The sequence below is a fragment of the Delftia sp. HK171 genome, assembly GCF_001886655.1.
Lineage (GTDB): Bacteria > Pseudomonadota > Gammaproteobacteria > Burkholderiales > Burkholderiaceae_C > Comamonas > Comamonas acidovorans.
Genome location: NZ_CP018101.1, coordinates 670,657 through 693,301 on the forward strand (window position 1 = coordinate 670,657; position 22,645 = coordinate 693,301).

Below are 22,645 nucleotides of genomic sequence, written 5' to 3' on the forward strand. Positions count from 1 at the left end.
ACCCAGGCGCCCGATGGCGACCGCCGCCGCCGGATGGCCAGACCGCCTAAAATCATCCAGATGAATTCTGATGCTGCCACCCTGGATGCGCTGGACACGCCCCGTGCCCTGCGCCTGGCCCGCGACACCCTGGGCATCGAGGCCGATGCCCTTCAAGCCATGTCGCAGCGCCTTGATGGCGTGTTCGGCGAAGTGGTGCAGCGCATCCTGCGGCTGTCCGGCCGCGTCGTCGTGATGGGCATGGGCAAGAGCGGCCATGTCGGGCGCAAGGTGGCCGCCACCCTGGCTTCCACGGGCACGCCTGCGTTCTTCGTGCATCCGGCCGAGGCCAGCCATGGCGATCTGGGCATGGTGACCGGCATCGACCTGGTGCTGGCGCTGTCCAACAGCGGCGAGGCCGATGAGCTCGCTGCGCTGCTGCCGGCCATCAAGCGCCAGGGCATTGCGCTGGTGGCCATGACCGGCGGCGCGCAATCCACGCTGGCCCGCCATGCCGACTGGGTGCTGGACACCCGTGTCGAGCGCGAGGCCTGCCCCCTGAACCTTGCACCCACGGCCAGCACCACGGCGCAGATGGCCATGGGCGACGCCCTGGCCGTGGCCCTGCTCGATGCGCGCGGCTTTGGCGCCGAGGACTTTGCGCGCTCCCATCCGGGCGGTGCGCTGGGCCGCAAGCTGCTGACCCATGTGCGTGATGTCATGCGCAGCGGCGATGAGCTGCCGAAGGTCGGGGCCGATGCCAGCTTTGTCGAACTGATGCGCGAGATGAGCGCCAAGGGCCTGGGCTGCTCGGCCATCGTCGATGCGGCGGGCGTGCTGCAGGGCATCTTCACTGACGGAGATCTGCGCCGCCGCGTGGAGGCCGGCACCGACCTGCGCGCGCTGCAGGCCGGCGATGTCATGCACAAGGGGCCCCGCACCATCGCCGAAGACGCGCTGGCCGTGGACGCCGCCAGCATGATGGAGGAGCACGGCATCACCGCGGTGCTGGTGGCCGATGCGCAGCGCCAGCTGCGCGGCGTGGTCCATATCCGCGACCTGATGCGCGCCAAGGTGATCTGATGGCACGCGCTCCTTTGACGCCCGTGCAGAACTGGGACGCACAACTGCTGCTGCTGGCACAGGATGTGCGGGTGGCCTTCTTCGATGTCGATGGTGTGCTTACCGATGGCGGCCTGCTGTTCTCTGGCGAAGGCGAGGTGCTCAAGCGCTTCAACACGCTGGACGGCCATGGCCTGAAGCTGCTGCAAAAGGCCGGCATCACGCCCGCCGTGGTGACGGGCCGCGATTCGCCGGCCCTGCGCCTGCGGCTGAGCAACCTGGGCGTCACGCATGCGCGCTTTGGCACGGAAGACAAGGTGCCTGCCGCCGAGGCCATTCTGGGCGAGCTGGGCCTGCAGTGGCACCAGGCGGCAGCCATGGGCGACGACTGGCCCGACCTGCCCGTGATGCGGCGCTCCGCCTTTGCCTGCGCGCCGGCCAACGCCCATGACGAGGTGCTGGCCGTGGCCGACTGGATCACGCCGCGCAGCGGTGGCGAAGGGGCGGTGCGCCAGCTGTGCGACCTGCTGCTGGCCGCGCGTGGCGCCTATGCCGGACTGCTGGCGGAATACGCATCATGATCCAGGCCTGGCGCCGCGTCGGTGACCGGCTTTCCCTGTACCTGCCCGTGCTGCTGATGGGCCTGCTGGCGCTGGGCACTTGGTGGCTGGTGCGCAATGCACCGCAGCCCGTGGCCAGCGGCACCGAAAAGGCCGTGGCGCATGAGCCCGACTACTTCATGAAGGATTTCTCGATCAAGAGCTTCGACGCCACGGGGCGGCTCAAGAGCCAGATCGAGGGCAGCATGGGCCGCCACTATCCGGATACCGACACCCTCGAAATCGACAACGTGCGCATGTTCGCGGTCTCGCCTGAAGGTCGCATCACGCGCGGCAGCGCCAAGCGGGCGCTGAGCAATGCCGATGGTTCCGAGGTGCAGATGTTTGGCAATGCCGTCGTCACGCGCGAGCCATTTGTGACAGCAGGTAAACAACCGCAGCCGCAGTTGCAATTCCAGGGCGAATTCCTGCACGCCTGGCCCAACGAGGAAAGAGTGAGTTCCAACCAGCCCGTGGTGCTGACCCGTGACAAGGACCGTTTCACGGCCGACAGCATGCAGTACAGCAACCTGGATCTGGTGATGAAGCTGCAGGGCCGCGTGCGCGGCACCCTGCAGCCGTCCAGGACCAAGTAAGGCGCCAGCGCAAGCGCAGGCCTGCCGATGGAGAACAAGCCATGACGACATCCTCGCGCAGCCCGGCACCCCTGGCCTTCATCACCGGCGCATCCAGCGGCATAGGCCAGGCCCTGGCCTGGCATGCCTACCAGCAAGGCTGGTCGCTGGCACTGGTTGCGCGGCGTGGCGACGTGATGGCGCAATGGGCTGCGCAGCAGGGCCTGGAGGCGTCGCGCTTCGCCATCTACGAGGCCGATGTGGCCGTGCCCGACAGCATCATCGCTGCCGCCCGGCGCTGTGAGCAGCAGCAGGGCCTGCCCGATGTCGTGATTGCCAATGCCGGCGTCAGCTGGGGTGTGGACACCTCGATGCGCGAGGATATCGACACCATGCAGCAGGTGCTGGCCGTCAACACCATGGGCGTGGCGGCCAGTTTCCATCCCTTTATCGCGCCCATGGTGCGGCGTGGCAGCGGGCAGTTGGTCGGTATCGCCAGCGTGGCCGGGCTGCGCGGCCTGCCGGGACATGGTGCTTATTGCGCCAGCAAGGCTGCAGTCATTGCCTATTGCGAAAGCCTTCGCGGTGAATTGCGCAGTAGTGGCGTAAAAGTCACTACATTGCTTCCTGGTTATGTAGATACACCCCTCACACGCGGTAACCGCTATGGCATGCCATTCCTATTGCAACCCCATGAGTTTGCTGCAAGGGCCTGGCGTTCCATTGATGCCGGGCGCAGCCTGGCCATCATCCCCTGGCAAATGGTGTGGGTTGGCCGTTTGATGAAAATTCTGCCAAACCCCTTGTTTGATCGGCTGCTTGTAGGACGAAAGCGCAAACATCGTCATTCGAAAAATCCCTGAAGTTCGTCGTGCTCAGGGAATATGTTCATGCATAAACTTGCACCCGCAAAAAAGGCTCCCTGAAGGAGCCTTTTCTTGTTTGGGAGAACATGGAGACCGGGGTCTCATTCTCCATTGTTATTGTTGTTTCCCCAGCCGCCGCCACGGCCGCCATTGCGGGGGCCGGAGCCATAGGGGCTGCGGAAACCCCCATCGCCACGGCCGCCGTAGCCGCCGCCACCACCGCCGTCACCACGGCCATAGCCACCACCGCCGCCGCCATCGCTGCGTCCGTAGCCTCCGCCATCACCGCGGCCACCGCCACCGTAGCCACCGCCGCCGCCATCACCACGCCCATAGCCGCCACCACCGCCGCCGCCACCAAAGCCGCCCGAGCGCGGGGGACGAGGCTCCATGGGGCGCGCTTCGTTCACCACGAGGCTGCGCCCGCCCAATGGCTGGCCATTCATGCCTTGAACGGCTGCCTGTGCCTCGGCATCGCTGCCCATTTCGACAAACCCGAATCCCTTGGAGCGGCCTGTGTCGCGTTCCATCATGACCCGGGCGCTGGTGACAGCGCCGAACTGGCTGAATGCCTGCTCCAAGTCGTTGTCACGCACACCATAGGGAAGGTTGCCGACGTAAAGCTTATTGCCCATCAAAAACTCCTCAACTCCTCAATGCTCACTGGTTTGCGCTCGGCTTCAGGACGCACAGACATCAGGTTCTTTGTATACAAGAGCCTGTCCAACCTTCCTAAACACATAGCGTTCGAACGGGTCTGCCCGAAACCAAATTATGAAGCACAAAAATCAAAAAGATAAATGCTCGAAAACACAAGCTGATAACGTTTGGCAACAAAAAAGGGGCCCGAAGGCCCCATTTTTTTGCTAACGCAAGCTCTAAGCGAGTGCTTAGTAGCTGTTGCGACGGCCGCCGCCACCGCCGTAGCCGCCGTCACGGTTGCCGCCGCCGAAGCCGCCACCGCCGCCACCACCAAAGCCGCCGCCGAAGCCGCCGCTACGGGGAGCGCGGGGCTCCATCGGACGGGCTTCGTTGACCACCAGGTCACGGCCGCCGCGGTTTTGGCCGTGCAGGCCTTGGATAGCAGCTTGTGCTTCGGCATCGCTGCCCATTTCGACGAAGCCGAAACCCTTGGAACGGCCGGTGTCGCGCTCCATCATCACTTTGGCGCTGTTGACGGCGCCGAATTCGCTGAAGGCTTGCTCCAGATCGCTGTCACGGAAGGTGTACGGCAGGTTGCCGACGTAAAGCTTGTTGCCCATGGAGGACTCCTGAAAAAACTGGAAAACGCGATGGAGCCCTAGGGAGTCAACACGGGATGACAACGTTAGAGACGCAAACGCACTCGCCCTCATTGAGCCGAAGCCCGAACGAAAGCCTGCCCATTATGTGGCAGAAGTTTTCGCACGTTATTACTGTTTCGCAAAAATTCGTCGTGCCCGCCACAGAATGCCCCTGGGAGTAACCCTGAAATTGCGGCAGCGCATAAGCAAGTGCCGTGGCGGCAGTGGTGGTCGGCATGCGGATCGGGGGGCTGCTATGATCGCCGCCTCAGTCTTTGGGGAGTAGATTGTTCGGCTCAGTGGCCGGATGCATGCGTCAACAAACTTGGGCCTTCGCTGGCCTATGGCGTATGCGGCGCGCAGTGCAATGCTGCGTGTGACCGATCGAGACCATTGACCGCGCACCGATCCAAAGGCCGGAGTCGGAGCGTGGTCAATGCGTGCTCTATCCGGCCGGATAAATCCCCACACCATGGAAGCCTTCCTGATTTCAACCTCCGTCGTCGCACTTGCCGAGATGGGGGACAAGACCCAGCTGCTGTCGCTGGTGCTCGCCGCGCGTTTTCGCAAACCCTGGCCCATCGTTGCGGGCATTTTCGTGGCCACGCTGGTCAACCATGCGCTGGCCGGTGCCGTGGGTGCCTGGATCACCAGCTACCTGGGCGAGAACGCCATGCGCTGGATCCTGGGCCTTTCCTTCATCGCCATGGCGATCTGGATGCTGATCCCCGACAAGCTCGACGAGGACGAGGTCTCCGGGCATTCGCGCTGGGGCGTCTTCGGCACCACGCTGGTGGCTTTCTTCCTGGCCGAGATGGGCGACAAGACGCAGATTGCCACCGTGATGCTGGCGGCCAAGTACAACGCCTACCTGTGGGTGGTGGCCGGCACCACGCTGGGCATGATGCTGGCCAACGCGCCTGTGGTGTGGCTGGGCGACAAGCTGGTCAAGCGCGTGCCCATACGCCTGGTGCATGTGGTCTCGGCCGTGATCTTCCTGGTGCTGGGCGTGCTGGCCCTGTTCCTTCCGGGGACGGGCGTTTTGGCATAATGAGCCTTCATGCGCCGATTTGCTTCTGCTTGCGGGCGCTTTATAAATCCTGCTAAAGACGACACCAGAGAACCCGGCCTCGTTTTTAGCGATGCCGGGTTTTTTCATGTCCTTCATCGCCACACCACAAACCATGCACTTCGACGAGCCCCTGCCGCTGCAGGGCGGCGGCTCGATCCGGGACTACGACCTCGCCTATGAGACCTACGGGCAGCTCAATGCCGATCGCAGCAACGCGGTGCTGGTCTGCCATGCGCTCAATGCCTCCCACCATGTGGCAGGCGTCTACGAAGGCCAGGCCAAGAGCGAAGGCTGGTGGGACAACATGATCGGCCCGGGCAAGCCCGTGGATACGAACCGGTTCTTCGTGATCGGCGTGAACAACCTGGGCTCGTGCTTTGGCTCGACCGGCCCCATGCACGCGCATCCCGACACCGGCAAGATCTACGGCGCCGACTTCCCCGTGGTCACGGTGGAGGACTGGGTGGACGCCCAGGCCCGGCTGCTGGACCGGCTGGGCATTGGCCAGCTGGCCGCCGTGCTGGGCGGCAGCCTGGGCGGCATGCAGGCGCTGTCGTGGTCGCTGCGCCACCCTGACCGCATGCGCCACGCCGTGGTCGTGGCCAGCGCGCCCAACCTCAATGCCGAGAACATCGCCTTCAACGAGGTGGCGCGGCGCGCCATCGTCACCGACCCTGATTTCCACGGCGGGCATTTCTACGAGCACGGCGTGGTGCCGGCGCGGGGCCTGCGCATCGCCCGCATGATCGGCCACATCACCTACCTCAGCGACGATGTGATGAACCAGAAGTTCGGCCGCCAGCTGAGGGAGGGGCTGGACCTGAAGTACAGCACGCAGGACGTGGAGTTCCAGATCGAGAGCTACCTGCGCTACCAGGGCGAGAAGTTCAGCAGCTACTTCGACGCCAACACCTACCTGCTGATCACGCGTGCGCTCGATTATTTCGACCCGGCGCGCGCGCATGGCGGCGACCTGACCCGGGCGCTGTCCGTGGCCAAGGCCGGCTTCCTGCTGGTGAGCTTCACCACCGACTGGCGCTTTGCCCCCGCGCGCAGCCGCGAGCTGGTCAAGTCGCTGCTGGAGAACAACCGCGACGTCAGCTACGCCGAGATCGACGCGCCCCACGGCCATGACGCCTTCCTGCTCGACGACCCCCGCTACATGAAGGTGATGCGCTCCTACTTTGACAACATCGCCCAGGAAACCACGACAGCTGCCAAGGAGGCCGCATGACCGAGCTGAACACCATGCAGGCGATTGCGCGCCTGATCCCCAAGGGCTCGCGCGTGCTCGACCTGGGCTGCGGCGATGGCGCCCTGCTGTCGCACCTGCAGCGCGAGCGCGGCTGCACCGGCTACGGCGTGGAGCTGGACGACGCCAATGTGCTGGCCTGCGTGCGCCGGGGCGTGAACGTGCTGCAGCTGAACCTGGAGGACGGCCTGGCCATCTTCCAGGACAACAGCTTCGACGTGGTGCTGCAGATCGACACGCTGCAGCATCTGCGCAATGCCGAGACCATGCTGCAGGAGACGGCGCGCATAGGCCGCGCGGGCATCGTCGCCTTCCCCAACTTCGCGCACTGGCCCAACCGCCTGTCCGTGCTGCGCGGGCGCATGCCGGTGACGCGGCGCCTGCCCTACCAGTGGTATGACACGCCCAACATCCGCGTGGGCACCTACAAGGACTTCGAGGTGCTGGCCACCCGCAACCGGCTGCGCATCCTGGACTCCTTCGGCCTGCAGGATGGCCGCAGCGTGCGCACCCTGCCCAATCTCATGGCGGGCACGGCCGTCTTCCATTTCGAGCACGCCTGAGCGGCGGTCCGGTCCATGCCCGTGCCATGGGTGGCGCGCACAATCGACGGATTGCGAACCCGAAAGGCAGACATGAACCGCTTCCCACGCCGCCGCGCGCTGGCCCTGGCCGGCGCGGCCGCCGGCCTGCTGCTGGCAGGCTGCGCCACGCCGCAGGCCGCCAATTCCCCATCGCGGGCCGCGGACTGGCCTCCCCGGCCCGCGCTGATCGCGCACCGCGGCGCATCGGCGCTGCGGCCAGAGCACACGCTGGAGGCCTACCGGGAGGCCATACGCGCGGGCGCCGACTTCATCGAGCCCGACCTGGTCATCACGCGTGATGGCGTGCTGGTGGCGCGGCATGAGAACGCCATCGCCATCCTCGCGGCCGACGGCAGCCTCAAGGAGGCCACCACCAATGTGGCCGACCGCCCCGAGTTCGCGGCGCGCAAGACCACCAAAACCATCGACGGGCAGGCGATCACGGGCTGGTTCGTGGAGGATTTCACGCTGGCCGAGCTGAAGACGCTGCGTGCGCGTGAACGCATCCCGGCGATCCGCCCGGCGAATGTGCAGTTCAATGACCGTTTCGAGGTGCCCACGCTGCAGGAGGTCATCGACCTGGCCCGAGCCGAGAGCGTACGCACGAACCGCACCATAGGCATCTATCCCGAGACCAAGCACCCGAGCTACTTCCAGTCCATCGGCCTGCCGCTGGAGCCCGCGCTGCTGAAGCTGCTTGCGGACAACGGCTGGAACCATGCGCAGGCGCCAGTCTTCGTGCAGTCCTTCGAGGTCGAGAACCTGCGCTGGATCCGTGCGCGCAGCAGCCTGCGCCTGGTGCAGTTGCTGGCGCCCAAGGGCAAGCCCTATGACAGCGTGGCGCGCGGCACGGGCCCCGGCTATGCCGACATGGTCACGCCCGCAGGCCTGGCCGAGATTGCGCGCTATGCCAATGGCATCGGGCCGAGCAAGAGCATGGTGATCCCCGTGGTGCAGGGCGCCAATGCGGCGCCCACGGCGCTAGTGGCCGATGCCCACCGTGCGGGGCTGCTGGTCCATCCCTGGACGCTGCGGCCCGAGAACGCCTTCCTTCCCCTGAGCCTGAAATCGCCGCCCGCACAGGACGGCACCCGGCGCGGCAATGCACGCGCCGACATGGACGATTTCCTGCGCACGGGCATCGACGGCATCTTCACCGACGATCCGTCGGTGGGGCGCGCGGCCATCGATGACCTGCTCAAACCGAAGCCTTGAGACGGCGCGCCGCCGCGCGCTTGCCTGCTGCCTGCGCCTGCTCCAGCCACTGCTGCACACGGGCGGCCTCGGCGCCGAGCACGGGGCCGAAGCTATGTATGCGCACGGGCCGGATGCCGCTGAATTCCAGGATGGCGCGGCGCATCTGGTGGTGGCCCGGCATGTGCGCCACCCAGCGGTAGTACCAGGGCGGTGAATCCATGCTCACCAGCAGGTCGGCCGTGCGGCCGGCCAGCAGCCGGTCCCACAGCACCGAGCCCTTGCGGTACTTGAACGCGAAGCCCGGCAGAAAGATGCGATCGATGAAGCCCTTGAGCAAGGCCGGCAGGCCGCCCCACCAGGTGGGATAGGCCCATGCCAGGTGGCTGGCCCAGAGGATGTCGGCCTGGGCCCGCTGCAGGTCAGGCTCCAGGGGCTGGTCCTGGCGGTAGCCGGCGCGCAGCAGCGGGTCGAAGTCCAGTTCGCCCAGGCGCAGCAGGCGTACCTCGGCGCCGCTGTCGCGTGCGCCCTGTGCGTAGGCGTCGGCCAGGCCTGCGCACAGGCTGCTGGCCGACGGGTGGCCGAGGATGATCAGGATGCGCTGGGGATGCGTATCGGCAGGAGGGTGGGCGGTGCTTGGAGACATGGCACCCATGTTCGCCTTGCCCCTTGGGGCAGGGTCAAGCACCCGGGCTCAGGCCGCGTGCTCAGGCCAATGCGGGTTCGCAGGCGCCCTGGGTACCTGCCGTCTCCAGGCTGCATTCGAGCAGTTCGCGCTCCAGCGCCGCCAACTGGGACTGCTGTGCCTGAAGGCGCCGGATGTCCGCCTGAACCTGGGTGCTGCGCTCGCGCAGCAGCCGGGCCAGGGCTTCCCAGCTTGCGGCCTCATGGATGCGGTGCAGGCCGTGCAGCTCGTCCAGCCGAAAGCCCAGTCCCAGCGCCTGGCGGATGCGCTGCACAAGCACCAGGTCCTGCTCGCCATAGATGCGGTAGCTGCCTGCCCGTGCCACGGCGCCGAGCAGGCCCCGTGATTCATACAGCCGGACGGCCTTGGGCGAGCAGCCGGCGCGTCGGGCGAGTTCTCCAATATACATGGCGCGATCGTAGTCGTTGGCGGCGGGGTGTCCGGGGTCCGTGCCGCCTTGGCGCACAATGATCGGATCGCGGCGCTGGCTTCGCTCGAACGGTGCGCCGACCCATGACACGAGGACCCGCCATGAACGCACGCACCCCTTCGCAGCTGCTGCAGCCCGCAGCCGCGCTTGACCAGATCAGCCGCTCCTGGGACGAGCGCATCGTCCCGGCGCTGACCGAGTACATCGCCATTCCCGCCAAATCGCCCATGTTCGCGCCCGACTGGGAGCAGCAGGGCCACCTGGAGACCGTGCTGCGCAATGCGGCCGACTGGGTGCTGGCGCAGAAGGTGGCGGGCCTGACGCTGGAGATCGTGCGCCAGCCCGGCCGCACGCCGGTGCTGTTCTTCGAGGTGGAAGGCACGCAGGACAAGGCGGCCTCCAGCCCCACGGTGCTGATGTACGGCCACCTGGACAAGCAGCCCGAGTTCGACGGCTGGCGCAGCGACCTGGGCCCGTGGACGCCCAAGTACGAGAACGGCAAGCTCTATGGCCGTGGCGGCGCCGACGACGGCTATGCGGTCTACGCCAGCATCGCGGCCGTGCAGGAGCTCAAGCGCCAGGGCGTGCCGCACCCGCGCATCCTGGGCCTGATCGAGACCTGCGAGGAAAGCGGCTCGCGCGACCTGTTGCCCTATGTCGATGCCCTGCGTCCGCGCCTGGGCGATGTGGGCCTAGTGATCTGCCTGGACAGTGGTGCCGGCAACTACGACCAGCTGTGGCTGACCACCAGCCTGCGCGGCATGGCCAGCGGCACGCTGAAGGTGGAAATCCTCACCGAGGGCGTGCATTCGGGCGATGCCTCGGGCGTCGTGCCGTCGTCCTTCCGCATCCTGCGCCAGGTGCTGGACCGGCTGGAGGACAGCAAGACCGGGCGCCTGCTGCCTGCCAGCTTCCACTGCGAGGTGCCGGCCGAGCGCATGGCGCAGATGCAAGACACGGCGGCCATCCTGGGCGAGGAGACCTATGCCCGCTTCCCCTGGGCGCACTACGACTGCGGCGGCTCCACGCTGTTCGCCCTGCCCACCACCACCGACCCGGTCCAGGCCCTGGTCAAGCGCACCTGGGAGCCCACGTTGAGCGTGACCGGCGCCGAGGGCCTGCCCGCGCTGCAGGATGCCGGCAACGTGCTGCGCCCCTATACCGCCTTCAAGCTCAGCCTGCGCCTGCCACCCCTGGTCGATGCCGCTGCCTGCGTGCAGGAAATGAAGGCGCTGCTGGAGGACAACGCGCCCTACCAGGCCCGTGTGACCTGGCAGGGCCTGTCGGGCGCCAGCGGCTGGAATGCGCCAGCCATGGACGGCTGGTTCGAGGACGCGCTCAACGCGGCAAGCCAGGCGCATTTCGGCGCCTCCTGCGGCTACATCGGCCAGGGGGGCACGATTCCGCTGATGAACATGCTCAGCCAGGGCTTTCCCAAGGCCCAGATGATGGTCTGCGGCGTGCTCGGTCCCAAGAGCAATGCCCACGGTCCCAATGAATTCCTGCACGTGCCCTATGCCAAGAAGCTCACGGCCGCCGTGGCCCAGGTGATCGCCGCCATGGCCGGGGCGCAGGCAGCCGCCGAGGCTGGCGCTGCTGGCGTGGCGTGATGGCAGCGCCGGCCCCCGCACCCGTTCCCGCACCTGCCTCGCAAGGCCAGGTCACGCGCCTTGCGTCCAGCGACGGCGCCGAGCTGTCACTGCGCGACTGGCCCGTGGACGGGGGCCAGGCGCGCGCCACCGTGCTGCTGGTGCACGGCCTGGGCGAGCACATCGGCCGCTATGAGGCGCTGGCCCGGCGCCTCAATGCCTGGGGCTATGCGGTGCGCGGCTACGACCAATACGGCCATGGGCGCTCGGCAGGGCCGCGCGGCGGCTTGACGGCCGATGGCCGGCTGCTGGATGACCTTGCGGCCGTGGTCGATGCCACGCGTGCCCAGCAGCCCGCTGGCCAGCCGCTGGTGCTGCTGGGCCACAGCCTGGGCGGCCTGGTGGCTGCGCTGTTCGTGGCGCGTGCCATCCGGCCTGTCGATGCGCTGGTGCTGTCTTCGCCGGCCTTCGACGTGGGCCTGTCGCCCGTCCAGAAACTGCTCGTGGGCACGCTGCCGCGCCTGGTGCCCGACCTGCGCGTGTCCAACGGCCTGCAGATTCCCTATCTCTCGCATGACGCGGCGGTCTGCGATGCCTACCGCGCCGATCCGCTGTGCCATGACCGCATCTGCGCGCGGCTGGCGCGGTTTCTGGCGCAGGGCGGCCCGCAGGTGCTGGCCCGCGCGGGGCAGTGGAGCGTGCCCAGCCTGCTGATGTGGGCGGGGGACGACAGGCTGGTGGCGCCGGCCGGCAGCCAGGCCTTTGCCGACCGCGCGCCGCCAGCCGTGGTACAGGCGCAGTGCTTTGACGGCGCCTACCACGAGCTGTTCAACGAGCGCGATGACTTCGCCGCGCCCGTGTTCGCGCGGCTGCGCGACTGGCTGGGCCGCTTCAGGCCAGCGTGAGCGCCGCCAACGCGGCCAGGGGCGCGGTTTCCGCGCGCAGCACGCGTGGCCCCAGCGTGACGGGCACAAAGCCCTGGGCGCGGGCCAGGGCCTCCTCGGCAGGCGACAGGCCGCCCTCGGGGCCGGAGAGAAAGACCACGGGTGCATCCTCGGCCGTGGCATCCAGGATCTCACCCAGCGGCCGCGTGCCCTCGCCCAGCGACAGCAGCAGGCGCAGCGTGCCGGGCGGCAGCTGTTTCGCACCGCCCTCCAGCCAGTCCTCCAGGTCTGCCGGGGTGTGCAGCGGGGGAACGCGGTTGCGCGTGCACTGCTCGCAGGCCGATACGGCCACGGCCTGCCAGTGGGCGAGTTTTTTCTCGGCGCGCTCGCCCTTGAGCTTGAGCACGCTGCGCTCGGCCACCAGCGGGGTGATGCTGGCGGCGCCCAGCTCGGCGGCCTTCTCCACCAGCCAGTCCATGCGTTCGTTGGCCGTGATGCCGGCCAGCAGGTGCACGGGGCGCAGGGGCTCGCGTTCCACGGCGTGGTGCGCGCCTATGCGCACGGCCACGTCGCTGCGGCCCATGCGCAGCACGGTGGCCTCGAACTCGCCGCCGCTGAAGCCTTCGCCGGCGCGGCCTTCGAAGAGGGTGATGCCGTCGCCGGGCTGCAGGCGCAGCACCTGCACATGGCGCGCCGCGCCGGGCGGCAGGTCGATGTCGGCGCCGCTGCGCAGCGCAATGGGGCAGTGAAAGCGTGGCATGGCGTATCCGTTCTCAGACGCGCCCGTAGGCCCAGCCGACCTGGGGCTGGATGTTTTCGATCTGGTCCACCAGGCGCAGCAGCGGCGTCAGCTCGCGGTAGCGGCTGCAGGTGGAGCGGATGTAGTGGATGAAGCGCGGCGCGTCGGCCAGGTAGCGGGGCTTGCCGTCGCGCAGCGTCAGCCGCGCGAAGATGCCGGCCACCTTGAGGTGGCGCTGCAGGCCCATCCACTCCACGCCCCGGTAGAACTCGCCGAAATCGTCGCCCCAGCCGCTTTGGCTGCGTGCGCCGACCAATCCCGACTTGCGCGCCTTCTCCCAGTAACGCACGGTAATGTCGATGACAAAGTCCTCTTCCCAGCTGATGAAGGCATCGCGCAGCAGGCTGGCGATGTCATAGGTCACCGGGCCATAGACCGCATCCTGGAAGTCCAGCACGCCCAGCGGGCCGCTGGCGGTCACGGGCTGCATGAGATTGCGCGTCATGAAGTCGCGGTGCACGAAGACGCTGGGTGCCGCCAGGTTGTGGGCCACGATCTGGTCGAAGGCCTTGGCCAGCGTGGCCTGCTGCCTGTCGTCGAGCACGGTCTCGCGGTGGCGCGCGATGTACCAGTCGGGGAACAGCTGCAGCTCGCGGCGCAGCAGCGCGTCGTCATACGCGGGCAGCACGTCGGGGCGCGAGGCGGTCTGCCAGGCCAGCAGCACCTCCAGCGCCGAGCGGTACCAGGCTTCCGCGTCCTGGGGCTTTTCCGGGTCCAGCGCCTCGATGACGGTGTGGCCGCCCAGGTCGGACAGCAGCATGAAACCGTGCGCCGCATCCCAGTCCAGGATCTGCGGCACGGCCAGCCCGGCCGAGGCCATCAGCGCCTGCACCTTGGCGAAGGGCGCGCAATCTTCCTTGTCCGGCGGGGCATCCATGACGATGAGGCTGGCGCCCGCGCTGGTGTCCAGGCGCAGATAGCGGCGAAAGCTGGCATCGGCCGAGGCAGGGCGCAGGGTTTCGGGGCGCAGCGCGTGGCGGGCGGACAGCGGGGCCAGCCAGGCGTCGAAGGCGGCGTGGCGGGCGGGGTCGGCCCAGACAACGCCGGCCGTGGGGGTGTTTGGATGGCTCATGGATAATCGCGATTCTACAAACCGCCACCCCGGCGAATGCCCGGCGGTGATGCTAGGCTTGCGCCTTTGTCCACCCGCCGCTGTTGACCACCGTGTACCTCCGACCGCCGCTCCCCGATCCGCTGGCTGCCCGCGCGCCCGCGCGCCCCGCTGTACGCCCGCTGGCCTGGCTTGTGGCTCTCGCATGGGCCGGTGGCTCCACCATGGCCCAGGCCCAGCCCGCTGCAGCCGACGAAGGCCGGCTGCAGCAAGTCCGCCCGCTGCGCCCCAGCACGCTGATGCAGGAAACCTATCCCGAGGCGGTGCGCTCCCAGCAGCCCGTCTATGTGCGCGGTGACGCGCTCAGCGGCCAGCCGGACATCAACTCGGTGGTCGAGGGCAATGCCGAACTGCGCCGTGGCGACACGATGATCCGCGCCGACCGGCTCGAGTACCAGGTGCCCGACGACCGCGTCAATGCCTCGGGCGCAGTACACATCAACCAGGCCGGCAATGTCTACGAGGGCTCGCAGCTGGACTTGGAGGTCGATGCCTTCAAGGGCTTTTTCGACAACGCCGGATATCGCTTCCTGGCCAATGGCGCCTACGGCAAATCCTCGCGCGTGGACTTCATCGACCGCGACCATGCCGTGGTCCACGATGCCACCTACACTACCTGCCAGCGCGACGACGAGGCCAGCTGGGAGCCGGCCTGGATGCTGCGCGCCCGGACCCTGCACATCGATATGGCCGAGGAAGTGGGCGTGGCCGAAGGTGCGGCCCTGCAGTTCAAGGGCGTGACCGTGCTGCCCGTGCCGCGCATGAGCTTTCCGCTGTCGGACAAGCGCAAGTCGGGCCTGCTGCCTCCCACCATGGGCCTGGACAAGCTCAGCGGCATCGAATACACGCAGCCCTATTACTGGAACCTTGCGCCCAACCGCGACATGACCCTGTATCCCTCGGTCATGAGCAAGCGCGGCGTCAACCTGGGAGCCCAGTTCCGCTACCTGGAGCCGACCTATTCGGGCGAGGCCTATGCGGCCTACATGCCCGGCGACCGCCAGCGTGACCGGGACCGCTGGGCCTACTCGCTGCAGCACCGGGGCGTCATCGACTCGCCCATCGGTGGCCTGGGGTTGAACATGAACCTCAACCGCGTCAGCGACGACAACTACTGGCGCGACTTCCCGCTGGCCGCGAAATCGCTGCGCGAGCGCCTGCTGCCCAACGATGTGAACCTGTCCTGGGCGCGGGGCGACAATGTGCTGACACTGCGCACCCTGTACTGGCAGACCATGCAGGATGCATCGGCGCCCATTGCCCCGCCCTACGGCATGAAGCCGCAGCTGCAATGGCGCTACACGCCGCTGGACCTGCCGCACGGCCTGGACTTCAGCTTTGTGGCCGACACCACGCGCTTCGAGATCGACAAGCCCCTGGCCGGCATCACCTACAACAACGGCCAGCGCAGCTACATGCTGGCCCAGGTGAGCCGCCCCTTCCTGTCGCCGGGCGCCTTCATCACGCCCAGGATCCAGTTGCACACCAGCAACTACCAGGTGGACAGCCTGATGAGCAACGGCAGCCGCAATGCCTCGCGCACGCTGCCCACGGTCAGCGTGGACAGCGGGCTGGTGTTCGAGCGCGACACCACGCTGTTCGGCCGCCAGCTGCTGCAGACCTTCGAGCCGCGCGCCTTCTACACCTACACGCCCTACCGCGACCAGAGCTTTCTGCCGCTGTATGACACGGCGCGCAACGACTTCAACTTCGCGAGCATCTACTCCGAGAACGACTACAACGGCCAGGACCGCATTGCCGACAACCACCTGCTGACCCTGGGTGCGACCACGCGCCTGATCGACGGGACCACGGGTGCGGAAAAGGCGCGCTTCGGCATTGCGCAGCGCGTGCGTTTCTCCGACCAGAAGGTCATCCTGCCCGGCGAGGTGCCGGCCACCAGCCGCCTGTCCGACGTGCTGCTGGGTGCGGCCATCAACTGGACCGATGCCTGGTCCACCGAAGGCACGACCCAGTACAACCGCGACCTCAACCGCTCGGTGCGTACCACCTTTGGCGCGCGCTACAGCCCCAGTTCCTACCGCACGGTGAACGTGGCCTACCGTACCCAGTACGACACCGTGGCGCGTACCGACGCCAGCAAGCTGGTCGACGTGGGCTGGCAATGGCCCATCAACGACCTGTGGGGCGACAAGGGGCGCGACCTGGGTGCCGGCCGTGGCCAGGGCGGCGGGCGCTGGTACACGGTGGGCCGGTTGAACTACAGCCTGAAGGACCGCAAGCTCGTCGATACCGTGGTCGGGCTGGAGTACGACGGCTGCTGCTGGATTGGCCGCGTGGTGCTGGAGCGTCTGCAAAGCTCCATCACCCAGTCCAACACCCGGCTGCTGTTCCAGATCGAGTTCGTCGGCTTCTCGCGGCTGAGCCTGGGTGCAGACCCGCAGCGCAGCCTCAAGCAGAATGTGCCGCGCTACCAGTACCTGCGCGAGTCCGTGACGCCTCCCAGCCGCTTCACCAACTACGATTAGAGCCAACGCTCCAAACACGCTTTTTGCAAGGCATCTCTCCCATGCGTTTTCTTTCCCAGACCCATTGCTGCGCAGCTGCCGCTGTGGCGCTGGCCTTGCTGGCCACCACAGCCCAGGCGCAAGGCCTGCGTGTTCCGGGCCAGTCCAGGGCGCCCCAGGCCGGCGATGCCTCCGTCTCGCGTGCGCTGGACGCCACCAACCTGCCCTCGTCGCGCGATCGCGGCGCCAAGGCAGGCGTGCGCTCGGCCGATTACATCGTCGCCGTGGTCAACTCCGAGCCGGTGACCAACAACGAAGTGCGTGCCCGCATGGCGCGCGTGGCGCAGAACATTGCCGAGCAGGGTGGCCAGATGCCGCCCGAGGCGCTGCTGGCCCGCGAGGTGCTGGAGCGCCTGATCGTCGAAAAGGCCCAGCTGCAGGAAGCCAAGGACACGGGCCTGCGCGTGGATGACTACGCCGTAGACCAGGCGCTGACCAATGTGGCGCGGCAAAACGGCCTGGACAAGGCTGGCCTGCAGTCCCGCCTGCGGGCCGAAGGCGTGAACGAAAAGCAGTTCCGCGAAGAGCTGCGTCGCCAGATCACGCTGCAACGTCTGCGCGAGCGCGATGTGGACGGCCGCGTGCGCGTCACCGATGCCGACATCGATCGCTACCTGGCTGAGCAGCGCAGCGGCGGTGCCGACAAGGCACCGGCCGCCGTGAACCTGGGCCACATCCTGATTTCCGTGCCCGAGAACGCCAGCCCCGCCGAAGTGGCCGAGCGCGAGGCCCGCGCCAAGCAGGCCGCCGAGGCCGCCCGCACGCAAGGCGACTTCCTGGCCGTGGTCAAGGAGTTCTCCGATGTGCCCGACGGCCAGGGCGGCGGCGCCATGGGCATGCGCCCGCTGGACCGCTATCCCGAGCTGTTCACCAAGGCCGTGGGCCAGACGGCGCAGGGCGGCATCGTCGGCCCCTTCCGTTCGGGCGCGGGCTTTCACGTGCTCAAGGTGCTGGAGAAGTCGCAGGCCGGCATGCCGTCCGTGGTCACGCAAAACCATGCGCGCCACATCCTGCTGCGCATTGGCGACCAGATGACCGAGGCCGATGCCGCCAAGCGCCTGGCCGACTACAAGCGCCGCGTGGACAGCGGCCAGGCCAGCTTCGAATCGCTGGCCCGCGAGTTCTCGCAGGACGGCAGCGCGCGCAACGGCGGCGACCTGGGCTGGGCCTCGCCCGGCCAGTTCGTGCCCGAGTTCGAGCAGGTGCTCAATGCGCTGCAGCCCGGCCAGGTCAGCGACCCGCTGGTCTCGCGCTTCGGTGTGCACCTGATCCAGCTCATCGAGCGCCGCCAGGCTGCGCTGACGCCGCGCGAGCAGCGCGACATGGTGCGCAACGTGGTGCGCGAGCGCAAGCTCGAAACCGACTACCAGACCTGGCTTCAGGAGCTGCGTGGCCGCGCCTACGTCGAGTACCGCGAGCCTCCGCAATAAGACACCCCCCGAGCAGCTGCGGCTGCGGCAGTCCACAATGGAAGGCGGTGCCATGGCGCACCGCCTTGCTTTTTCTATGAAACACATTCCTCGCAAACGCTTCGGCCAGAACTTCCTGACCGATGACGGCATCATCGACGGCATCGTGAGCGCCATCGACCCCCGGCCGGGCCAGTCCATGGTCGAGATCGGGCCGGGCCTGATGGCCCTGACCCAGCCCCTGGTTGAACGCCTGGGCCGGCTCACCGTGATCGAGCTGGACCGCGACCTGGCCGTGCGCCTGCGCCTGCACGAGCAGCTCGACGTGGTCGAGTCCGACGTGCTCAAGGTGGACTTCCGTGCCATTGCCGCGCGCCTGGGCGTGCCCAAGCTGCGCATTGCGGGCAACCTGCCCTACAACATCTCCAGCCCCATCCTCTTTCACCTGCTCGAGCAGGTGGACGTGGTCGAGGACCAGCATTTCATGCTGCAAAAGGAGGTCATCGACCGCATGGTGGCGTCGCCCTCCACGGCCGCCTATGGGCGGCTGACGGTCATGCTGCAGTGGCGCTATGCGATGGAGAGCGTGCTGTATGTGCCGCCCGAGAGCTTCAATCCGCCGCCCAAGGTGGACAGCGCCGTCGTGCGCATGGTCCCGCGCGAGGCGCCGGCGACCCTGGACGCGAAGCTGCTGGAGGAGATGGTGCAGGTGGCCTTCAGCCAGCGGCGCAAGATCCTGCGCAACACGCTGGGGCGCTGGCTGGAAGCCAAGGGCTTTGACGGGGAATTCGACCTGCAGCGCCGCGCCGAGGAAGTGCCGGTGTCCGAATACGAGGCACTCGCCGCCCGTTTCACGCGCGCCTAGGCACAGGCGGCGCCCAGCGACTGCAGAGCCCACAGCACCCGATTGGGCGCTGGGGGCTCTGGGTCCTCAATGTCCTGCGCTTACAGGAACGAGTAGAAGCAGCGGAACGGAATCTTGCGCTCGGCCCAGTACTCGGCCGCGTCGCGGAAGCTGTCCAGCAGCTGCTCGCGCACTTCCTTGTCGAACTTGGGCGTGGTCGGGATCTGGTCGAGCACGAGCACAAAGCCCGGCTGCGGGCCGGCCTTGTGGATGGGGTCGGTCAGGCAGTCGTAGAGCGCGTCGAAGTTCTTGCCGAAATGCGCGGGGAAGAAGAACTGCGTGGCCAGCAGTTCCAGGATATCGGCCTTGGTCTGCGCATGGGCCAGGTTGGCATACAGAAAATGGCACCCCAGCGTCTCGGCCGCCTGTTGCAGATCCTCCACCCTGTAGGCGCGGATCGACTGCACGATGTTGGCGCGCACGTTCCGCAAAGGGGTGTCGGGGATCTTACGAAGTGGTGCATCCATCTCCGTGGCTCTTTCTCTAACGTGGATGTGGCCTGCGGGGACGGGCTCATGGCCTTCGGCATCCCTGGGCTGTGGATGAAATGCAGACCCCTGCCAGCGCACTGCGTCGGACACGGAGGGTCGAACTGGCTGTAGAGACTGGGTCGAGGTCATTCGATGATCTTGCGAAAGCTGCTGTAGTGGTCGCTGGTGTAGTAGCAGGCATCGGGCTGCTGGGGCTCTCCGCCGCAGACGATGCGGCGGGCCCCACGGTCACGCGAACCGGGCGTGCGCACCGTGTACTCACGGTAATAGCCGCGCGACTGGCGCGGCAGGATGCGCTCGCGGTTGCCGAACACCGTGCCGTCCTTGTCGTGGGCAAAAGGCCCGCCGCGCAGGATCAGCGTATACGTGGAACGGCCTTCGCGCGGCAACTCGGACAGGGCGACGGTGGCCACGGCCGCCGTCGTCTCCACGCTCTCGGGCGCCGAGCGGCGCGCATCAGCGAGCGAGGGCGACAGCACAAAGGCGGCCCCGACGATGAGCGCTAGACCGGACTGGTACGCCTTGGCGGCGGCTGCCTTCAGCATCAACTACACCTTTCAGAAATCCAGGGAAGCCCTGAAATCTCGACCCGCTAGTGTGACGGAACACCCCTCAAAATGCAAGTTCTGCCCAAAAAACAGGCAGCTTGACCAAGGAAATGTCTGGGGATTGAACAGTGGGAAGGCAACTCTGCGCCTGAGTTGCCTGCTATTCAATGCAAATGCCGCCCGTTGTCAAAAAAAGCGCGCGCGGCCAAAACGAGGGACACCGAGCAAGGGCCGCCCCGCAGCGAGGGTGTCGTCCCCCTCCCGCGAAGCGAGAGAGGGGGAAGCCGCGAAGCGGCTCAGGGGGAGCCTCAACGGTTAGCGTTAGCGTCCGCCACCGTCAGCGCCGTCATGTTGACGATGCGGCGCACCGTCGTGCTCGGCGTGAGGATGTGCACGGGACGGGCGGCGCCCAGCAGCACGGGGCCGATGGCAATGCCGCCGCCGGCGGCCTGCTTGAGCAGGTTGTAGCTGATGTTGGCCGCGTCGATGTTGGGCATGACCAGCAGGTTGGCGTTGCCCAGCAGCGTGCTGTTGGGCATGAGCTGGGCGCGGGCCTTGCCGTCCAGGGCCACGTCGCCGTGCATCTCGCCGTCCACTTCCAGCCACGGGGCCTGCTCGCGCAGCAGCTCCAGGGTCTGGCGCATCTTGACGGCGCTGGGCTGGTTGCTGGAGCCGTAGTTGGAGTGCGACAGCAGGGCGGCCTTGGGCTTGACGCCGAAACGCATCATTTCCTCGGCGGCCATGATGGTGATCTCGGCCAGCTGCTCGGCCGTGGGGTCGTAGTTGACGTGGGTGTCCACCAGGAAGACCTGGCGGTCGGGCAGCAGCAGGCCGTTCATGCAGGCATAGGTCTGCACGCCGGCGCGGCGGCCGATCACCTGGTCCACATACTGCAGGTGGTGCGATGTCTGGCCCCAGGTGCCGGTGATCAGGCCATCGACTTCGCCCTTGTGCAGCAGCATGGAGCCGATCAGGGTCAGGCGGCGGCGCATCTCGATCCGGGCGATGGGCACGGTGATGCCCTTGCGCTCGGTCATGCGGTGGTAGGTCTGCCAGAAGTCGCGGTAGCGCTCGTCGTGCTCGACGTTGACCACGTCGTAGTCCGTGCCTTCCTTCAGGCGCAGGCCGAATTTCTCGATGCGCTGGGCAATGATGGCCGGGCGGCCGATCAGCGTGGGGCGCGCAATGCGCTCGTCCACCACGATCTGCGTGGCGCGCAGGATGCGCTCTTCCTCGCCCTCGGCGTAGGCCACGCGCTTCTTGGCGGCCTTCTTGGCCGCGGCGAACAGCGGCTTCATCATCGTGCCCGAGGCGTAGACGAAGGTCTGCAGGTGGGCGCGGTAGGCATCCATGTCCTGGATCGGACGCTGGGCCACGCCGCACTCGGCGGCGGCCTGTGCCACGGCCGATGCGATCTTCATCATCAGGCGCGGATCGAAGGGCTTGGGGATCAGGTACTCAGGGCCGAAAGTCAGTTGCTCGCCCACGTAGGCGGCCGCCACTTCCTCGCTTTGCTCGGCTTGGGCCAGCTCGGCGATGGCGTGGACGGTGGCGATTTCCATCTCGGTGGTGATGGTGGTCGCGCCGCAGTCCAGGGCACCCCGGAAGATGTACGGGAAGCACAGGACGTTGTTGACCTGGTTGGGGTAGTCCGAGCGGCCCGTGGCGATGATGGCGTCGCTGCGCACGGCCTTCACGTCTTCGGGAATGATTTCGGGGTTGGGGTTGGCCAGCGCGAAGATCACCGGACGCGCGGCCATCTTGACCACCATGTCCTGCTTGAGCACGCCGCCGGCCGACAGGCCCAGGAAGACGTCGGCGCCTTCAATGACCTGGCCCAGCGTGCGCAGCTCGGTGGCGCGCGCGAACTGGGCCTTGTCCTCGTCCATCAGCTCGGTGCGGCCCTCGTAGACCACGCCGGCCAGGTCGGTGACGAACACGTTCTCGCGGCGCAGGCCGACCTTGAGCAGCAGGTTCAGGCAGGCCAGGGCGGCAGCGCCCGCGCCCGAGGCCACGAGACGGACCTCCTCGATCTTCTTGCCGGCCACCTTGAGCGCGTTGACCATGGCCGCTGCCACGGTGATGGCCGTGCCGTGCTGGTCATCGTGGAAGACGGGGATCTTCAGGCGGCGGCGCAGCTCGCGCTCCACGAAGAAGCACTCGGGTGCCTTGATGTCTTCCAGGTTGATGGCGCCGAAGGTGGGCTCCAGCGCGGCGATCACATCGACCAGCTTTTGCGGGTCCTTCTCGTTGATCTCGATGTCGAAGACGTCCACGCCCGCGAACTTCTTGAACAGGACGGCCTTGCCTTCCATCACCGGCTTGGAGGCCAGGGCGCCGATGTCGCCCAGGCCCAGCACGGCGGTGCCGTTGGAGATCACGGCCACCAGGTTGCCGCGCGCCGTGTACTTGAAGGCGGCGGCCGGGTCCTTGACGATCTCTTCGCAGGGCGCTGCCACGCCGGGCGAGTAGGCCAGGGCCAGGTCATGCTGGTTGGCCATGGGCTTGGTCGGCACGATGGTCAACTTGCCGGGCTTGGGAAACTCGTGGTATTCGAGTGCGGCACGGCGCAGCTGGGCACGTTTATCGGAAGGGGTCGGGGCCGTGTTGTCGGACATCAAGCGTCTCCAGCGAAGGCATGGCCAACGCACGCGCGGATCAGCCCGCGTGCCGTCGGCCGAGGTAGGGGGGAACCGATTGTAGGCCGACAGGCAATAGCCGGGCCCTGCTGTGAAACTGTTGTGATGCCTGGTTGCCCAATGCCCCGCGGCGGCGGCGGTCTTTGCTTGCGCGCCGCCGCA

General features: G+C 67.2%; 22 protein-coding genes. 13 read left to right on the forward strand and 9 right to left on the reverse strand.

Annotation, left to right across the window (positions count from 1 at the left end; translation table 11 throughout):
* The first annotated feature begins 60 nt into the window (after window positions 1–60).
* Genes BO996_RS03075 through BO996_RS03090 form a run of 4 tightly spaced genes read left to right on the forward strand, consistent with a single transcriptional unit; the run spans window position 61 to window position 3,078 of the window.
* A complete protein-coding gene (locus tag BO996_RS03075) occupies window positions 61–1,062 on the forward strand; it encodes a KpsF/GutQ family sugar-phosphate isomerase (RefSeq protein WP_034397490.1) in 1,002 nt (333 codons plus the stop codon).
* Window positions 1,062–1,622 carry a KdsC family phosphatase gene (locus BO996_RS03080; protein WP_012207847.1) on the forward strand — a complete coding sequence of 187 codons (561 nt, stop codon included), beginning with the start codon at window positions 1,062–1,064 and terminating at the stop codon, window positions 1,620–1,622. The genes BO996_RS03075 and BO996_RS03080 overlap by 1 nt, the downstream gene beginning before the upstream one ends.
* Window positions 1,619–2,236 (forward strand): LPS export ABC transporter periplasmic protein LptC, encoded by a 618-nt coding sequence (gene lptC, locus BO996_RS03085; protein ID WP_013804806.1) that lies wholly within the window; start codon window positions 1,619–1,621, stop codon window positions 2,234–2,236. The genes BO996_RS03080 and lptC overlap by 4 nt, the downstream gene beginning before the upstream one ends.
* Before the next feature lie 41 nt (window positions 2,237–2,277).
* The gene (locus BO996_RS03090; RefSeq protein ID WP_071953976.1) at window positions 2,278–3,078 is read left to right on the forward strand and encodes an SDR family oxidoreductase; all 801 of its coding nucleotides are present in this window, start codon (window positions 2,278–2,280) and stop codon (window positions 3,076–3,078) included.
* Between the two features lie 104 nt (window positions 3,079–3,182).
* Here the strand turns inward: BO996_RS03090 and BO996_RS03095 are convergent, their stop codons facing one another.
* Window positions 3,183–3,716: an RNA recognition motif domain-containing protein gene (locus BO996_RS03095; protein ID WP_071953977.1), complete on the reverse strand. Its 534-nt coding sequence runs from the start codon at window positions 3,714–3,716 to the stop codon at window positions 3,183–3,185.
* 255 nt (window positions 3,717–3,971) lie between these two features.
* Window positions 3,972–4,343 (reverse strand): RNA recognition motif domain-containing protein, encoded by a 372-nt coding sequence (locus BO996_RS03100; RefSeq protein ID WP_071953978.1) that lies wholly within the window; start codon window positions 4,341–4,343, stop codon window positions 3,972–3,974.
* Window positions 4,344–4,836: 493 nt separating this feature from the next.
* Between BO996_RS03100 and BO996_RS03105 the strand changes: the two genes are divergently transcribed.
* The 4 genes from BO996_RS03105 to BO996_RS03120 all read left to right on the forward strand — a co-directional run bounded on the left by BO996_RS03105 (window position 4,837) and on the right by BO996_RS03120 (window position 8,487).
* A complete protein-coding gene (locus BO996_RS03105) occupies window positions 4,837–5,415 on the forward strand; it encodes a TMEM165/GDT1 family protein (RefSeq protein WP_034397481.1) in 579 nt (192 codons plus the stop codon).
* Window positions 5,416–5,521: 106 nt separating this feature from the next.
* Window positions 5,522–6,670 (forward strand): homoserine O-succinyltransferase MetX, encoded by a 1,149-nt coding sequence (gene metX, locus BO996_RS03110; protein ID WP_012207841.1) that lies wholly within the window; start codon window positions 5,522–5,524, stop codon window positions 6,668–6,670.
* Complete coding sequence (gene metW, locus BO996_RS03115; RefSeq protein WP_012207840.1) at window positions 6,667–7,251, forward strand: methionine biosynthesis protein MetW; 585 nt, start codon at window positions 6,667–6,669, stop codon at window positions 7,249–7,251. Before metX ends, metW begins: the two co-directional genes overlap by 4 nt.
* A 72-nt stretch (window positions 7,252–7,323) precedes the next feature.
* Window positions 7,324–8,487 (forward strand): glycerophosphodiester phosphodiesterase, encoded by a 1,164-nt coding sequence (locus BO996_RS03120; RefSeq protein WP_071953979.1) that lies wholly within the window; start codon window positions 7,324–7,326, stop codon window positions 8,485–8,487.
* Here the strand turns inward: BO996_RS03120 and BO996_RS03125 are convergent.
* Window positions 8,471–9,121, reverse strand: a complete 651-nt coding sequence (locus BO996_RS03125; protein WP_071953980.1) for an NAD(P)H-dependent oxidoreductase — start codon at window positions 9,119–9,121, stop codon at window positions 8,471–8,473. The two genes, BO996_RS03120 and BO996_RS03125, sit on opposite strands and share 17 nt — an antisense overlap.
* 52 nt (window positions 9,122–9,173) lie before the next feature.
* A complete protein-coding gene (locus BO996_RS03130; protein WP_012207837.1) occupies window positions 9,174–9,560 on the reverse strand; it encodes a MerR family transcriptional regulator in 387 nt (128 codons plus the stop codon).
* 122 nt (window positions 9,561–9,682) lie between these two features.
* Between BO996_RS03130 and BO996_RS03135 the strand changes: the two genes are divergently transcribed.
* The gene (locus BO996_RS03135) at window positions 9,683–11,191 is read left to right on the forward strand and encodes a M20 family metallopeptidase (RefSeq protein ID WP_071953981.1); all 1,509 of its coding nucleotides are present in this window, start codon (window positions 9,683–9,685) and stop codon (window positions 11,189–11,191) included.
* Window positions 11,191–12,075, forward strand: coding sequence for an alpha/beta hydrolase (locus BO996_RS03140; RefSeq protein ID WP_071953982.1), 885 nt, complete (start codon window positions 11,191–11,193; stop codon window positions 12,073–12,075). The genes BO996_RS03135 and BO996_RS03140 overlap by 1 nt, the downstream gene beginning before the upstream one ends.
* On the opposite strand, the gene BO996_RS03145 is transcribed toward BO996_RS03140, so the two are convergent.
* Together BO996_RS03145 and BO996_RS03150 are read right to left on the reverse strand one after the other, a co-directional pair.
* Window positions 12,062–12,814, reverse strand: a complete 753-nt coding sequence (locus BO996_RS03145; RefSeq protein WP_013804797.1) for a 16S rRNA (uracil(1498)-N(3))-methyltransferase — start codon at window positions 12,812–12,814, stop codon at window positions 12,062–12,064. The two genes, BO996_RS03140 and BO996_RS03145, sit on opposite strands and share 14 nt — an antisense overlap.
* Window positions 12,815–12,827: 13 nt before the next feature.
* Window positions 12,828–13,925 (reverse strand): aminoglycoside phosphotransferase family protein, encoded by a 1,098-nt coding sequence (locus BO996_RS03150; RefSeq protein ID WP_013804796.1) that lies wholly within the window; start codon window positions 13,923–13,925, stop codon window positions 12,828–12,830.
* A gap of 92 nt (window positions 13,926–14,017) precedes the next feature.
* Here BO996_RS03150 and BO996_RS03155 point away from each other — a divergent pair, with 92 nt between their 5' ends.
* From BO996_RS03155 to rsmA, 3 genes are all read left to right on the forward strand, one after another.
* The gene (locus BO996_RS03155; RefSeq protein WP_156517070.1) at window positions 14,018–16,453 is read left to right on the forward strand and encodes an LPS-assembly protein LptD; all 2,436 of its coding nucleotides are present in this window, start codon (window positions 14,018–14,020) and stop codon (window positions 16,451–16,453) included.
* Between the two features lie 41 nt (window positions 16,454–16,494).
* On the forward strand, window positions 16,495–17,922 hold the full coding sequence (locus tag BO996_RS03160; RefSeq protein ID WP_013804794.1) for a peptidylprolyl isomerase: 1,428 nt from the start codon (window positions 16,495–16,497) through the stop codon (window positions 17,920–17,922).
* Between the two features lie 76 nt (window positions 17,923–17,998).
* Complete coding sequence (gene rsmA, locus BO996_RS03165) at window positions 17,999–18,766, forward strand: 16S rRNA (adenine(1518)-N(6)/adenine(1519)-N(6))-dimethyltransferase RsmA (protein WP_071953983.1); 768 nt, start codon at window positions 17,999–18,001, stop codon at window positions 18,764–18,766.
* Between the two features lie 80 nt (window positions 18,767–18,846).
* Here rsmA and BO996_RS03170 read toward each other — a convergent pair whose 3' ends face one another.
* The 3 genes from BO996_RS03170 to BO996_RS03180 all read right to left on the reverse strand — a co-directional run bounded on the left by BO996_RS03170 (window position 18,847) and on the right by BO996_RS03180 (window position 22,462).
* Window positions 18,847–19,272, reverse strand: coding sequence for a barstar family protein (locus BO996_RS03170; protein ID WP_013804792.1), 426 nt, complete (start codon window positions 19,270–19,272; stop codon window positions 18,847–18,849).
* A 149-nt stretch (window positions 19,273–19,421) separates the two neighbouring features.
* Complete coding sequence (locus tag BO996_RS03175; RefSeq protein WP_013804791.1) at window positions 19,422–19,841, reverse strand: ribonuclease domain-containing protein; 420 nt, start codon at window positions 19,839–19,841, stop codon at window positions 19,422–19,424.
* Window positions 19,842–20,152: 311 nt separating this feature from the next.
* Window positions 20,153–22,462, reverse strand: a complete 2,310-nt coding sequence (locus tag BO996_RS03180) for an NADP-dependent malic enzyme (RefSeq protein ID WP_012207827.1) — start codon at window positions 22,460–22,462, stop codon at window positions 20,153–20,155.
* Window positions 22,463–22,645: the final 183 nt, after the last annotated feature.